The organism is Rhizobium cerradonense, from assembly GCF_030182455.1.
Lineage (GTDB): Bacteria > Pseudomonadota > Alphaproteobacteria > Rhizobiales > Rhizobiaceae > Rhizobium.
On sequence record NZ_JAQJCK010000001.1, the window covers coordinates 623411 to 637260 of the forward strand.

The 13850-nt window shown below is 59.6% G+C and carries 11 protein-coding genes; 5 read left to right on the forward strand and 6 right to left on the reverse strand.

The features are described from left to right. Positions 1 to 216: 216 nt before the first annotated feature. The 3 genes from PH547_RS03045 to bmt all read left to right on the forward strand — a co-directional run bounded on the left by PH547_RS03045 (position 217) and on the right by bmt (position 3353). The gene (locus PH547_RS03045) at positions 217 to 1128 is read left to right on the forward strand and encodes an ABC transporter permease (RefSeq protein WP_104823387.1); all 912 of its coding nucleotides are present in this window, start codon (positions 217 to 219) and stop codon (positions 1126 to 1128) included. Further along, a complete protein-coding gene (locus PH547_RS03050) occupies positions 1121 to 2173 on the forward strand; it encodes a quaternary amine ABC transporter ATP-binding protein (RefSeq protein ID WP_104823388.1) in 1053 nt (350 codons plus the stop codon). The genes PH547_RS03045 and PH547_RS03050 overlap by 8 nt, the downstream gene beginning before the upstream one ends. A 166-nt stretch (positions 2174 to 2339) precedes the next feature. After that, the gene (gene bmt / locus PH547_RS03055; protein WP_104823389.1) at positions 2340 to 3353 is read left to right on the forward strand and encodes a betaine--homocysteine S-methyltransferase; all 1014 of its coding nucleotides are present in this window, start codon (positions 2340 to 2342) and stop codon (positions 3351 to 3353) included. Between the two features lie 107 nt (positions 3354 to 3460). Here the strand turns inward: bmt and glf are convergent, their stop codons facing one another. The 3 genes from glf to PH547_RS03070 all read right to left on the reverse strand — a co-directional run bounded on the left by glf (position 3461) and on the right by PH547_RS03070 (position 8211). Next, the gene (gene glf, locus PH547_RS03060) at positions 3461 to 4636 is read right to left on the reverse strand and encodes a UDP-galactopyranose mutase (protein WP_104823390.1); all 1176 of its coding nucleotides are present in this window, start codon (positions 4634 to 4636) and stop codon (positions 3461 to 3463) included. An 86-nt stretch (positions 4637 to 4722) separates the two neighbouring features. Next, positions 4723 to 5862, reverse strand: a complete 1140-nt coding sequence (locus tag PH547_RS03065; protein ID WP_104823391.1) for a DUF707 domain-containing protein — start codon at positions 5860 to 5862, stop codon at positions 4723 to 4725. Positions 5863 to 5922: 60 nt separating this feature from the next. After that, positions 5923 to 8211, reverse strand: coding sequence for a capsular polysaccharide export protein, LipB/KpsS family (locus PH547_RS03070; protein WP_158704460.1), 2289 nt, complete (start codon positions 8209 to 8211; stop codon positions 5923 to 5925). A gap of 212 nt (positions 8212 to 8423) precedes the next feature. On the opposite strand from PH547_RS03070, the gene PH547_RS03075 reads away from it, so the two are divergent. Continuing rightward, positions 8424 to 9635: a glycosyltransferase family 2 protein gene (locus tag PH547_RS03075; RefSeq protein WP_158704461.1), complete on the forward strand. Its 1212-nt coding sequence runs from the start codon at positions 8424 to 8426 to the stop codon at positions 9633 to 9635. Positions 9636 to 9642: 7 nt separating this feature from the next. Here PH547_RS03075 and PH547_RS03080 read toward each other — a convergent pair whose 3' ends face one another. From PH547_RS03080 to PH547_RS03090, 3 genes are all read right to left on the reverse strand, one after another. After that, positions 9643 to 10383, reverse strand: a complete 741-nt coding sequence (locus PH547_RS03080; RefSeq protein ID WP_457898960.1) for a phosphodiester glycosidase family protein — start codon at positions 10381 to 10383, stop codon at positions 9643 to 9645. Positions 10384 to 10461: 78 nt separating this feature from the next. Further along, the gene (locus PH547_RS03085; RefSeq protein WP_483315528.1) at positions 10462 to 11130 is read right to left on the reverse strand and encodes a ferredoxin; all 669 of its coding nucleotides are present in this window, start codon (positions 11128 to 11130) and stop codon (positions 10462 to 10464) included. A gap of 119 nt (positions 11131 to 11249) precedes the next feature. Next, the gene (locus tag PH547_RS03090) at positions 11250 to 12830 is read right to left on the reverse strand and encodes a trimethylamine methyltransferase family protein (protein WP_104823396.1); all 1581 of its coding nucleotides are present in this window, start codon (positions 12828 to 12830) and stop codon (positions 11250 to 11252) included. A 262-nt stretch (positions 12831 to 13092) separates the two neighbouring features. Between PH547_RS03090 and PH547_RS03095 the strand changes: the two genes are divergently transcribed. Further along, the gene (locus PH547_RS03095) at positions 13093 to 13794 is read left to right on the forward strand and encodes a corrinoid protein (RefSeq protein WP_104825124.1); all 702 of its coding nucleotides are present in this window, start codon (positions 13093 to 13095) and stop codon (positions 13792 to 13794) included. Positions 13795 to 13850 lie beyond the last annotated feature (56 nt).

Genomic DNA, 13850 nt, shown 5'->3' on the forward strand with positions numbered 1-13850 from the left:
CTGCGTCGGCCGCCAGTTCCATATTCGCAGCCGCGGCGTCGACGCCCATATCGACGGAGTAACGCGGCCTTAGGTCGCAACAAGCGCAGGATGGCGCCTTCAAATGGTGTAAAAAAATAAACAGCAGTCTGACGAACCGGTCGCAGCGCTGCCCACCATCCGCACGTGAAGGCCACACGCACGGGCTGGTCAAAACCGGACAAGAAGGGGAATTTCATGGCTATACAATGTAGTTTTTTGCCGGATGTTCTATGTAATTTTCCGGCGATCGACGACACTCTCATTCGCGCCGCGCGCAAGAATATCGATGATGGCTTCAGAGGAATAGTGCGGGCTTATGGCAATGTCATCGATGCCGTGGTTCAGCCGCTGCAATGGTTTCTGAACTATCTGGAATGGCTTTTCACCAATACGCCTTGGTTCATTGTGCTCTTCGTCATGATGGCCGTCGTCTACGCCGCCAGCCGTAATCTCAAGATCGTCGCCGGCACCGCCATTTCCATGATCCTGATTGGCGTCTGTGGCCTCTGGGGCGACACGATGGTGACCCTTGCCATGGTGACCGTCTGCACCCTGATCGCGATCGTCATCGGCCTGCCGATCGGCATTTTGATGGCCCGTTCCGATCGGCTGCAATCGATCATCAACCCTACCCTCGACGTGATGCAGACGATGCCAAGTTTCGTCTATCTCATCCCCGTCGTCGTTATTTTCGGCATCGGTAAGGTCCCTGGCCTGATCGCTGTCGTCATCTATGCCGTTCCGCCGATGATCCGGCTAACCAATCTCGGCATCCGCCTCGTTGACAAGGAAGTGCTTGAGGCAGCGGACGCCTTCGGCTCGTCGCACCGGCAGAAGCTGTTCAACGTGCAGATTCCGTTGGCGCTGCCCACCATCATGGCCGGCATCAATCAGACCATCATGATGTCGCTCGCCATGGTCGTCGTCGCCTCAATGGTCGGCGTCGGCGGGCTTGGCAAGAACACGCTGCAGGCGATCAACAACCAGTTCTTCACTGTCGGCTTCCTCAACGGCTTCGCCCTGGTCGCGATCGCCATTATTTTTGACCGCACGAGCCAGGCCTACGGCAGACGGCTCCAGAAGCACTCGGAGGTCATCCATGGCTAGTCATGCGATCCAGATCAAAAGCCTCTACAAGATCTTCGGTCCGCGTGGGCGCGACTATGTGGATGCGGTGAAAAACGGCATCGGCAAGGCCGAACTCAATGAGACGCATGGCCATGTCCTCGGCCTGCAGGATATCAATATCGATATGCCGGCCGGCGCCATTACGGTCGTCATGGGTCTCTCCGGCTCCGGCAAATCGACGCTGATCCGCCATATCAACAGGCTCATCGAACCAACCGCCGGCGAAGTCCTCTATGACGGCGTCGACGTCTGCAAGATGGGCGAAAATTCCCTTCGCGAGTTCCGCCGTCACAAGACGGCGATGGTGTTCCAGAAATTCGCCCTGCTGCCGCACCGCACGGTGATCGAAAACACCATTTACGGCCTGGACATCCAGGGCGTGGCCCGGACCGAAAGCCAGAAGAAAGGCCAATACTGGATCGAGCGCGTCGGCCTGAAGGGGTTCGAGAACCACTATCCGAACCAGCTTTCCGGCGGCATGCAGCAGCGCGTCGGCCTTGCCCGCGCGCTCACCAACGATGCCGACATCCTGTTGATGGATGAAGCCTATTCAGCACTTGACCCGCTGATCCGTGTCGACATGCAGACCGTGCTTCTCGACTTGCAGAAGGAGTTGAAGAAAACCGTCGTCTTCATCACCCACGATCTCGACGAAGCACTGCGCCTCGGCGACAAGATCGCCATTCTTAGGGACGGCAAGGTCGTGCAGCAGGGCAGCGGCCAGGAAATCGTGCTGAAACCTGCCGACGACTACATCACCGCCTTCGTCAAGGAAGTGAATCGCGGCCGCGTTATCCAGGCTCAGACGATCATGAAGCCGATTGTTGGCGAGGCGCACGGCGTACGCATATCCGGCGACATGACGCTGGAAATGGCGGCCAAACAGATGACCGACGGCGGACAGACCGCTGCCGTCGTCACCGATGCCGGTGGCCGGCCGATCGGCGCAATCGACCTGCAAACCATCATTGCCGCCATGGTGACGCCGACGACACATGAAGCGGCGCAGATGGCAGCCGCCTGAAACGAACCTCCATCGTGAAGCGAAAAAGCGCCCTACCCTGGGCGCTTTTTTCTTGTCCATCGCATTATCGGGTAACCTCTGCCTTTATCCCGGCATTGTACTCATATAAAGAAATGTTTATATCTGCATTTCAATCCGACTTATCCGACGCATTCGAGGAGACGCCATGACCGTCACAGCCAATCCCTTGACCGATCTTCTTGCCGAAAAGGGCGTGCTGCTCGCTGATGGCGCGACCGGTACCAATCTTTTCGCCATGGGCCTGGAGGCCGGTGAAGCGCCGGAACTCTGGAACGAGCAGCATCCCGAGCGGATCACCAAACTGCACCAGGATTTCGTCGACGCTGGCGCCGACATCATTCTCACCAACACCTTCGGCGGTACCCGCCACCGGCTGAAGCTGCACCATGCGCAGGACCGCGTTCACAGCTTGAACAAGCAGGCAGCCGAGATCGCCCGCGCCGTCGCCGACAAGGCTAACCGCAAGGTCATCGTCGCCGGCTCCGTCGGCCCGACCGGCGAATTGTTAATGCCGCTTGGTGCGCTGACCTATGAGGACGCCGTTGCCGCCTTCGCCGAGCAGATCGAAGGCCTGAAGGCCGGCGGCGTCGATGTCGCCTGGATCGAGACCATGTCGTCGCCGGAGGAAATCCGCGCCGCCGCCGAAGCCGCCGTCAAGGTCGGCCTGCCCTACACCTATACCGGCTCCTTCGACACCGCCGGCAAGACGATGATGGGCCTGCATCCGAAGGATATTCACGGTGTCGCCAATGATGTTGGCGAAGGCCCGCTCGCCGTCGGCGCCAATTGTGGCGTCGGCGCATCGGATATCCTCTCGAGCCTGCTCGACATGACCGATGCCGATCCTGCTGCGGCCGTGATCGTCAAGGGCAATTGCGGCATTCCGGAATATCGCGGCGCCGAGATCCACTATTCCGGCACGCCGCCGCTGATGGCCGATTACGCCCGCCTCGCCCGCGATGCCGGCGCAAAGATCATCGGCGGCTGCTGCGGCACCTCCTGCGGCCACCTCGCCGCCATGCGCGAGGCGCTCGACAGCTATACGCCCGGTCCGCGCCCGACGCTGGAAACAATCGTCGAGCGGATCGGCCCGTTGCGCAACAAGACCGCCAACGAAGGTGGCGCCGCCCCGACGCGCGAGCGCCGTCGCCGGGGATAAAAACAATCGGGCGGAATGTCCTTTAGATGGTCATTCCGCCCACATCTCGAATGATGGCATCGTCCGAAAACGATGTACATGCTGATCCTCTGAGTTCAGCTCAAAGCCTATTTTTCGCCGCCGAGGATACGGCCCTCGGTGAAATGCGGAACGACGCGGCTCTCGAACGCCTTCAGGGCCGCGCCGATTGCCTGGTGCATGTCGAGATATCGGTAGGTGCCGAGCCGTCCCCCGAAATGGACGTTGGTTTCCGCTTCCGCGCGTGCCCGGTATCGCAGGAAGACATCCTTATCCTGCCGGGTGTCGATCGGATAATAGGGCTCATCCTTTCGCTGCGCCGAGCGCGAATATTCCCTTACGATGATGGTCTTTTCCGTCTGATAGCTTCTTTCGGGATTGAAGTGGCGGAACTCGAGGATGCGCGTATAGGGGATGGTCTCATCGGCATAGTTCATGACCGCCATGCCCTGGAAATCGCCGGTGTTGACGGTCTCCTGTTCGAAATCGATCGTGCGCCAGCCCAATTCCCCTTCCGAATAGTCGAAATACCGATCGATCGGCCCTGTATAGACGATCGGTAGATTCGGCGGCAGCGAGGATTTCAGCGAAAAGAAATCAACACCAAGGGCGATATTGATCTTGGGATGCTTCAGCATCCGCTCGAAGATCGCCGTATATCCGTCGACCGGCAGACCCTCGTATTTGTCGTTGAAATATCTGTTGTCGTAGGTGTAGCGGACCGGCAGCCGCGTGATGATATGCTCCGGCAGATCGCGGGGGTCGGTCTGCCACTGCTTTGCGGTGTAGCCGCGGATGAACGCCTCGTATAAGGGCCGACCGATCAGGGAAATCGCCTTCTCTTCCAGATTCGCCGGGTTGCGCCCTGCCATCTCGGCCGCTTGGTCCGCGATCAGCGTCCGCGCTTCGGCCGGAGAAAGACGCCGGTTGAAGAACTGGGAGATGGTGCCGAGATTGATCGGCATCGAATAAACCTGATCCCGATAGGTCGAATAGACCCGATGCTTGTAATCGGTAAATCCGGTGAACCTATTCAGATAGGTCCAGACCGTTTCGTTCGGCGTATGGAAAAGATGCGCACCGTAACGGTGAACCTCAATCCCGGTCTCGCTGTCGAATTCGCTATAGGCATTACCGCCGATATGACTGCGGCGATCGATCAGAAGAACATTCTTTTGCAGTTGGTTCGCAACCCGCTCGGCAATCGTCGCGCCATAGAAACCTGCGCCGACGATCAGCAGGTCAATGTTGGAAAAATCGATCATGAAACTTTCAGGTCCCCGGGATTGGAAAGGAAATCAGCTTGCTGGCTCGGCTGCGCCCACGACACATGGCCACACAGCTGGGCGCATCAGTTCACGCCTGGAATTCTCGTGTAGGTAAACCCATAGGCATTCCAGAGCGCCGCCTGCTCGGCAATTGCAGACCGGACGTCATAGCTCGCGCCGATCGGCCGGGTATGAACGATACCGACCGCATCGATGATGCCCATGCGCGCCGCGGGCCGGCCAAGGAATGAAGGCCACAAATGATCCAGGCCATAGCCCGAAACCGCATCCTTGATGCTGCCGACGCAAATGCGCAGTGCCCGGCGCGAAAAGAGCGGGCACATGATCTCGACGAAGGGTTCGAAGCGGACGTCGCCCCCTTGGCGCTGAGCGGTTATCGGATGATTGATGTGGCAACCGGGCTCCTGGCGAAGCGATGGCTGAGCCAGATCGAGCCCGTATTTGCGCGACAAATGGAACATCTTGTTCAAATCCGATCCGCTGCATAGCAGATCGTCATCGGGCAACCAGATGCGATCGTAATCCCAAAGCGGGCTGCCTTCGTAAAACAGATCGAAGATCGGTTTGAATTTCCGTTGGTTCGGCGCATGGGTCAGGTATTCCGGCGAAACCGATGCGTCGGGGGTTTCGTCGCCGTACCAGCTTACGCAGAGATCCCAGGTGCGCGTATTGTCGTCGAGCCCGTCGAACCAGCGCGGATGCAGGGATGAACCGTTGGCGCGGACGACAACGAGATTTGCCCGGCGCGCAGCCGCCGGCGGCTGCTTGAGGAACATCGCCCGACGCGCGATATGAGGCGATGTCGGCGATACCGGATGCGGCGGATGATCGACGAGGTTCAGAATGTAGATCGCTTCGACGCCGCCAAGGACGGCGTGGCCGGCAAGCGCCACGACCACCGAATTCACGACACGAGCCGCGGTGAATACGATCGTCGGCATCCCCTGGCTGTCGAGGATGCAAAGTTTACCATTGGCCACGTACCAGTGATCCAGCGATCCGTGAAAGGCGTTGCCGACAATTCCCTCGGGGGCAAGCACGACGAACGGCAACAACTGCCGCCCGTTCAGATCGCTCAATTGCCAGAATGTGCCTGAAAGCATCTCTGCCTGCAAAGGCGGAGCATCAGCCCATTGTTCTGCAATTGCCACACGCTCCGCATGCGAAAGAGTTTGCAGATTACTCGCGGCAAATGATGTCATGGATTGCCCCTATTCCTCGGCCTGTCTGATTTTCGTCCGGCTGCCCTGGCGGGACGACACTCAATTGACGCGATGTACCTCGTACGCCTCGCCGTTCAGATTGTTGATCTGCATGACCCGGCCATCCGGAGCAGGCCGCAGCAGATCGATCATCTTCGAATTGGTCCAGTTCATAGCAGCGGATCCGTCCGCCATGGGGAACCAGGTCGCGACAGCCTGCCCGCCGACGCGGACGGTGAAATCGTTCAGGAACGTCACCTGCTGACCCGTATTGGTCGCCCAGGTGCCCACTATGCGACCGAGATTCGGAAACTGGTCCGGGGCCTGCTTCAGGTTGGTGATCACGCAAACCAGACGATCGGGACGGGATGGCCGCGTCACCACGGCGGCAAGCTCGTAGGCCGGGTCGATGCTTTTAAACAGGCCAAGCCATTGTCCGGGATGGAGAACCGCGCAATGGCTGTGTCCGTCATCGTAGCAGGCGATAACGTGATAGTTGATTCGCGCACTGCCGTGCATCTTGCGCAGGAGCTGCGGCAGCACACGCGGCTCGAAATGTTCAAGAACGTCGGCCGAGCAGCAGACATCACCCTGCGGGAGATTGTCGACGAGGACATTCGTCGTCCGGAACATGACGTTGGCCGGAAGTTCTCCCATCTGCGCTGATCGAGCCCAATCGAGCCCGATGACAGTCTCTACGCGGCGCGCGATCTCGTGCAGGAACCGGCCATTGCCGCAACCAACCTCTACGACCACTCTCGGAGATGCCATGTTGATGATATCGCAGTGATCGACCAGCCAGTTGTTTTCCTGATAGCCTTTGGCGGTGTCATGCAGGCGCTGATAGTCGTTTGCCGTGGTGTTCCGGTGGGCGACGGCGGGATCCAACCCCGATGCGTAGCCGCTGCGCAGCAATTCGGCATCGATGGCAGCCTCGGCGAGCGGATTCCCACGCATTTTCACGGCAAGCTCCGCATAGCGTATGAATGCTTCGCGCGAGGTGTTGCCGACGACCATTTCGCCGATACTTGCCGCAAGGGCAGCCTGATGCAGGGTGATAGCCGCCTGGGTTGCCGCTTCCAGCATGACATCGGCATCCGCCGCATGTCCGGCCGGGCGGACAGCTTCATTCTTTTCGGCGGCTAGACGGTCGGCAAGCTCGACGGCCTGGCGGGCGATTCTCTGCACATTGGCGAGTTCCGCCTGAGACTTGGTGAACATGCGCCTGAAGTCTTCGACCTGGCCGTATGCCCGGAAGAGCTCCTTGCGATCGTCGTGCGGCATGATTCCGGCCGGGCGGGAAATCTTCGAAAGCGCGTGGTCCACGCGCTGCTCGATGGTGGAGATATCGTAGATCGAGAAGCAGCAGTGATCGAGATAATATGCGAGAAACCTCGCCGCGCGACCATCATCGGCGGGCAAGACGGCTGAGAATGCCTTGTGAAGCTCATCGAGAGACGAGACCGCGGTCGTTGCCAGCTCATATTCGCTCGCCGCGAAAGAAAAGACCGGCTTTCCGTAAAGGAGCGCTTCCATGCCGACGCCCGAATTGGCGACGATAACGGAATTGCAGCCTTCGAGATGGCGGTGAATCGAGGCGTTGGAGACAATAACGTTCCTGAACTTCCGACGCAGATCGTCCAGCGTTTGCCCGATGACAATGCTCTCGCAAAGAGGGTGACGCTTCACGACCAGCAAGGTGTCGGTCTGATCCGCCAGCTCCGCCGCGCGATAAAGGACCTCAAGCGTATTCAGCCGGCAGAATTCCGCGACCGGGTCATCCACCTTCTGCAACGGAAAATAGACATAGGGACGAGAGACGTCGAAACTTTCCGAGGACTGATTGTATTTGGACAAATTGCGTTTGCGCAGCTCGTCGCGCAACGCTCCGATACGCTGACGCGCGGCATGGGTGTCCATGCGGTCGATTGCGGGGGCATGATTCTGCGGAAAGCGAGCAAGCGAACTCCAGCCCGAGAAACCGTTGGCATCGAAGGAATACCATCCGGCAATAGGCGTCTCCTTGATGCGCCATACATTCGGCTCGTCGCCCACCGAATGGTACGAAAGCACGATGCCGCCCTCGGGTGCATTGCGTGGCATGTGATGGACGCCACCCATGACAAGCGACATGTTCACCGAAACCGGGCGCTGCGCAAGAACGGAACACAGGCGCACGAACATCCAGCGATGGCGGTCTCCGTCCTGGGCGATTGGAAACCATGTCACTGGAACTTCGAGATCGACGGCGATGCGCCCCTGACCTGCGGCAGCCGATCCTTCCGGCGCTCCCAGAGGCATCAGTTGTTCGCCGGACACAGCGAGATTCCAGCCCGAGTTGATTTGCATAAGAAGTCCTTCCTTGACCCCACCCACTGCGCACAGGATTCCAGCCATGGCTTGCGTCAGGCTGTCTGAGAGATGTCGTGGTTGGATCGATGCCCCGTGCGGCACGGCTTAAGGGGGTCAAGGGCGGACAAGGACAGCCCCACGAAAGCAATCTCTCCTATCCAACGGCGAAGCTTGCGCTCCGAATCGCGCCGATGCCCCTGGAGAAGTCGATGTCCTCTATTGAATCCCCCGTCCTTTCGATCTGCGTTCCGACCTACAATCGGCAGTTCATGCTTGAGCGCAATGTAAGCTTCCACCTGGAGGCCTTTCGCCGGCTCGGCATTTCCTTCGAGATCGTGATCGTCGACGACTGCTCCACCGACAATACCGCTGCGTATGTGCAATCCATCTCGCATCATCCGGAAATCAATGCCTACCGGCGCGCAAGCAATGCCGGTTTTCTCAGCAACTATGCCTTCGCCATGCAGCGCGCCCGCGGCCAATACGCGGTTTTCCTTGGGGACGATGACCTGCTCATTCCGGAAAAAGTCGTCGAATATATCCGCTTGATGACGGACGACCAGCGGATCGGCATGGTGCAGGCGCCGTGGATGCTCGTCGATGGACGGCCGAGCGGCGGTGACATGCAACCCTTCTATCACCTGCCCTACCCGACGCGTCACGCGAAGGGCGATTTCCATTCGATGCTGGAATTCATTCTGGAGCGGCACGTCTTCCCAGAGTTCATGATCATCAGGCGCGATGTTCTGGCCAAGGCCATCTCCAGCCCGACGCCCTTCATCTTCTGGGCATTTCTCTATACGACCCGCGCGCTCGACAAGGCCGACATCCTCTTTATGCCGGAACCCTTCGCGCGCGTGACGGCAGTTTCCGATGACCCGCGCCTGCAGCAGGGCAACAAGGAATGCATGTTCCAATGGGATAGCTATAGGGGCGGCCTGGAATATCTTGCCTCGCAAGCCCTTCGCGACGGCCGGCTTCCCGCCGAGTACCGGACGTCCCTGATGCAGCGCATCACGCAATTCATGCTACAGCGTCAGGCGGTTGCGATGCGCCTGCATGTCAACGCGCAAAATTGGGTCGAGGCTTACATCATGTATCATCGCATGGCGGCCTATCACCCCGCGCCGCTGCCGCCGGAATCCTACGATCAGATCCGCAAGCTCGCCGGCATCGCGACCGCCGCAACGGAAGCAATCGCATTCAATGGCGAACCAGTGATTGTCGAGCCGATCGTCGACGACACGACGATCAATCTTCTGCCGCCATCGATCCGGGAACGCTTAAGCCGGGAAGCTCCGCAACTCGATAGGTCCGACAAGCCAAGGGCTTTCCTTCGCTTCACCCAGAACTTTCCGGCCAATCCCGGTCCCAAGGATGGGTTGTTCGATATTCTCACCTATATCGAACAGTTCGTTTGAGGCTTCCTCAGTCCGGCAGCAACGCCGTGACCGCGATAATCGGGCCGAGCGGGAATAATTCGTCCCGTCTCTGCCATTCCGGTATATCGAGGCTGGAGATGCTGCCGTCGAGGAAGAGAGCATTGGCGCAGCCGAGATCGTCACGGAACAAGGTCGCGAAATCGTGGAAGCGGACGGCGCCGTCGGACACGGCGAAGATCACCTTACCGTCCGCCGAAACGCCGACGCCGTTGCGTGTCTTGAAACTGGTGCTGTCTGCCAGGAACGACGGATGCAGCTTGCCGTCGATCACGAGCATCGGGCCGGATTGCGTTGCGTAGAACGGCTTGATGCCGGAAGCCACGAAGGCCTTGCTCTCCATGATGCCGGCATGGCCCGGCTGAATGTAGAACACGCCGTTCGGCAGCAGATGAAAATTGCCCCATCCCTTGTTGACGTTGATCGCTCTCTGCTGCCTACCTTCTTCGATATAGAGGCCCACCGGCGACTGATCGTCCCGGTACATGCCGCCATTCATGGCAAATCGAACATAGATGCGGTCCTGGCGCAGATCGTCTTCCAGCGCCCGGAACGAACCATAGGGCTTGCCGCTACGGTCGTTCTGATAGAGCCGGATGCCGTCGATTGAAGGATCGAAGGTGCAGACCGTGTAGCTGTCGCCGAGATGCAGGACCTTGCGGCAGGCCTCATCGGCAAAAGCCGTGGTGGCGCAGGCGAGCAGGGCAAGGGCTATCAGCAATCGGATCAAGCGCACAACTCCGCAGCGAATTTCTCAAACATTAGAGCGCAACGGAAATGCGGCAAAAGAAGGAAATTGCTCGTCTTTTTAGGGCTTAAGTGCCGCCATGTGAAAGGCGCGCTGCGCCTGCGAATAGCGGTAGGCCGAGCCCACCGGACAGGCATTGCGCGCCAGGCAACCACCTGCCATGCAGCCGGTTTTCCCTGTGTCCGTGCGGAGATGCGACCGACAGGCCGCAACATCGAAGCCGGTGGACGCAACGGCGTCGACGGGACAGGCGGTCAGGCACGGCTTTTCGGCACAATGGTCGCAGGGATGCGTAACGGCCATCCCTGCCCCTTCAATCACAGAGGCAAACCCGAGCGCACCGCGATAGCCGTGCCATAGGCCATAGTCCGGATGGATCAGGATGCCGAGCGGCGATGCCTTCAAGCCCTCCGCCTGCATTGCCCATCGCTGAAAGGGCTGCCACGGCGGATCGGAGGGGAAATAGGCTGTCGCCTCGAATGCTGCGGCGATAGGCCGTATGACTGCCTTCGACCACTCGTCCAGCGGATCGTTGCGGTCGGCACTTTCGGACGATTGCCGCCACCGGGAAAACGGCTCCCAGATCGAGCCGCCGATATTGCCGAGCAGGATCACGCTCCTCGCCGGCATCCCATCGGCTAGTAGCGGCCCCTCACCTTCGCCGAAGGTAACCGTCCCGCGAACAAAAACTCCGTGCGGAGCAAGCGCCGCACGGAGTTCATCAACCATGACGGAGCCGCCGCTCATCGCGGCCCCTTATATTGATAGTGCGGCCGCCAGACCTCTTTCTGAATCAGATCGGCGACGCGTACCGCGCCGCCTTGCTCCCTGGCGGCCTCGGGCTCTCTTCAGGTGAAAGCGTCCGGCATCGAATCCTTACGCTTCTGGATGTAGGCCAGCAGCGCCTCATCGATCGCAGGATCCAGCGGCGGTGCTTCGTAGTGGTCGAGCCAGGAGCGGCAAAGCGCGTTGGCGCGTTCCTCGACACGCTTCTGGCCCTCGATTTCCCACTGCTCGAATGAGTTGTTGTCGGCCAGCGCCGAACGGTAGAAGGCCGTCTGGAAGTTGGCCTGCGTATGGCCGCAGCCGAGATAGTGGCTGCCGGGGCCGACTTCGCGGATCGCATCCAGCGCCTGGCCGTTTTCCGAAAGATCGACGCCCTCGGCCATTTTCTGCATCATGCCGAGCTGGTCCTGGTCGATCATGAACTTCTCGTAGGACGAGACGAGGCCGCCTTCGAGCCAGCCGGCGGCATGCAGCACGAAATTCGTGCCGGCAAGCAGCGTCATGTTCAGCGTGTTGGCCGATTCATGCGCCGCCTGCGCATCCGGCACCTTGGAGGCGCAGAGCGAACCGCCGGTACGGAACGGCAGGCCGAGACGGCGGGCAAGCTGGGCCGAACCGTAGGAAACCAGCGATGGTTCCGGCGTGCCGAAGGTCGGCGCGCCCGACTGCATGGAGATGGACGCAGCGAAGGTGCCGTAGAGCACCGGCGATCCCTTACGGATCAATTGCGTGAAGGAAGCGCCGGCCAGAACTTCGGCCAGGATCTGCGTCAGCGTGCCGGCAACCGTCACCGGGCTCATCGCTCCGGAGAGGATGAAGGGCGAAACGACGGAGGCCTGGTTGTGCCGTGCATAGACCTTCAATGCGCCGAGCATGGTCTCGTCGAACACCATCGGTGAGTTCGCGTTGATCAGGTTCAGCGTGACGCAATTGTTTTCGACGAAATCATCGCCGAAGACGATCTTCGCCATGGCGACTGTGTCTTCGGCGCGTTCCGGCGCAGTGACCGAGCCCATGAACGGCTTGTCGGAATATTTGATATGGCTGTAGACCATATCGAGATGGCGCTTGTTGACGGGAATGTCGACCGGCTCGCAGACCGTGCCGCCCGACGAATGGATCGACGGCGCCATATAGGCGAGCTTCACGAAATTGCGGAAATCCTCGATCGTCGCGTAACGGCGATTGCCTTCGAGATCGCGGACGAAGGGCGGTCCGTAGACCGGCGCGAAGATCGTCCCCTTGCCGCCGACATGGGCGTTGCGGGCGCTGTTGCGCGCGTTCCAGGTGAACTCCTTCGGCGCGGTCTTCAAGAGTTCGCGGCAAAGCCCCTTGGGGAAATGGACCCGCTGCCCCTTGACGTCGGCGCCGGCTTCCTTCCAGAGCGCCAACGCTTCCGCATCGTCGCGAAACTCAATGCCGATTTCCTCGAGCACCTTATCGGCATTGCGCTCGATAAGCTGCAGGCCCTCTTCGTCCAATACTTCGTAGACGCCGATCTTGCGGGTAATATATGGAAGCGACGGACCTGGCCCGCCGCCGCTGCGCGATGCGCGCCGCGCGGCCGCACCTCTTCCCTCGCCGCGCGAACGCCGTCCGCCACCATCGCCGCCTGCGGCCGGTTGCTCAATCATATCGTCCATGATGCTTCCTCACTCTTGCGCATGAATGCGTCTGTACATTGCCCCATGCTACCCGATTCCGTCGCACGGACATTCCTTTATGCGCCAGCGACTAGCATAGGACAGACATGGGTGGGGCGAAATTGCTTCATGTCCATCCGTCGCGATTTATCTGCACTACGTCGCTTTCGAAAAGGGTTTTGTTAGGCTTCGGGTCTATCGGTAATGATAGCAGTGTTTTATACAAACCCCTGATGCATCGCACGAAAACGGGATGGAGCGCATGTCTGACGATGAAATCATTCTCGCGGAACTTTCGGACGAGGAACTCGTGCAGCAGATGCACGATGACCTCTATGACGGACTGAAGGAGGAAATCGAGGAAGCGACCAATATCCTCCTCGAACGTGGCTGGACGCCTTACGATATCCTGACCCAGGCGCTTGTCGAAGGCATGCGCATCGTCGGCATCGACTTTCGCGATGGCATTCTCTTCGTTCCCGAAGTGCTGCTTTCCGCCAATGCGATGAAGGCCGGCATGTCGATCCTGCGGCCGCTTCTGGCCGAGACCGGTGCGCCGAAGCTCGGCAAGATGGTGATCGGCACCGTCAAGGGCGACATTCACGACATCGGCAAGAACCTCGTCGGCATGATGATGGAAGGCGCTGGTTTCGATGTCATCGACCTCGGCATCAACAATCCGGTCGAAAACTATCTCGACGCCATCGAGCGTGAACAGCCTGATATTCTCGGCATGTCGGCGCTGCTGACGACGACGATGCCCTACATGAAGGTTGTCATCGACACGCTCAAGGAAAAGGGCATGCGGGACGATTACGTGGTCCTCGTCGGCGGTGCGCCGTTGAACGAAGAGTTCGGCAAGGCTGTCGGTGCCGATGCCTACTGCCGTGACGCGGCCGTCGCGGTCGAAACCGCCAAGGACTTTATGAAGCGCAAGCACAACAGCCACGCTGCCAGCGCCTAATCACGAATGCCAAGGCGGCGGCATCCACAGGGTTGCCGCCGGCCGATCGGCACACC

Excerpts from the sequence above, each read along its gene's own strand:
- PH547_RS03050 (WP_104823388.1), top strand. The coding sequence starts at position 1,121 with ATGGCTAGTCATGCGATCCAGATCAAAAGCCTCTACAAGATCTTCGGT.
- PH547_RS03045 (WP_104823387.1), top strand. The coding sequence starts at position 217 with ATGGCTATACAATGTAGTTTTTTGCCGGATGTTCTATGTAATTTTCCG.
- bmt (WP_104823389.1), top strand. The coding sequence starts at position 2,340 with ATGACCGTCACAGCCAATCCCTTGACCGATCTTCTTGCCGAAAAGGGC.
- PH547_RS03085 (WP_483315528.1), bottom strand. The coding sequence starts at position 11,130 with ATGGTTGATGAACTCCGTGCGGCGCTTGCTCCGCACGGAGTTTTTGTT.
- PH547_RS03070 (WP_158704460.1), bottom strand. The coding sequence starts at position 8,211 with ATGCAAATCAACTCGGGCTGGAATCTCGCTGTGTCCGGCGAACAACTG.
- glf (WP_104823390.1), bottom strand. The coding sequence starts at position 4,636 with ATGATCGATTTTTCCAACATTGACCTGCTGATCGTCGGCGCAGGTTTC.
- PH547_RS03095 (WP_104825124.1), top strand. The coding sequence starts at position 13,093 with ATGTCTGACGATGAAATCATTCTCGCGGAACTTTCGGACGAGGAACTC.
- PH547_RS03075 (WP_158704461.1), top strand. The coding sequence starts at position 8,424 with ATGTCCTCTATTGAATCCCCCGTCCTTTCGATCTGCGTTCCGACCTAC.
- PH547_RS03090 (WP_104823396.1), bottom strand. The coding sequence starts at position 12,830 with ATGGACGATATGATTGAGCAACCGGCCGCAGGCGGCGATGGTGGCGGA.
- PH547_RS03065 (WP_104823391.1), bottom strand. The coding sequence starts at position 5,862 with ATGACATCATTTGCCGCGAGTAATCTGCAAACTCTTTCGCATGCGGAG.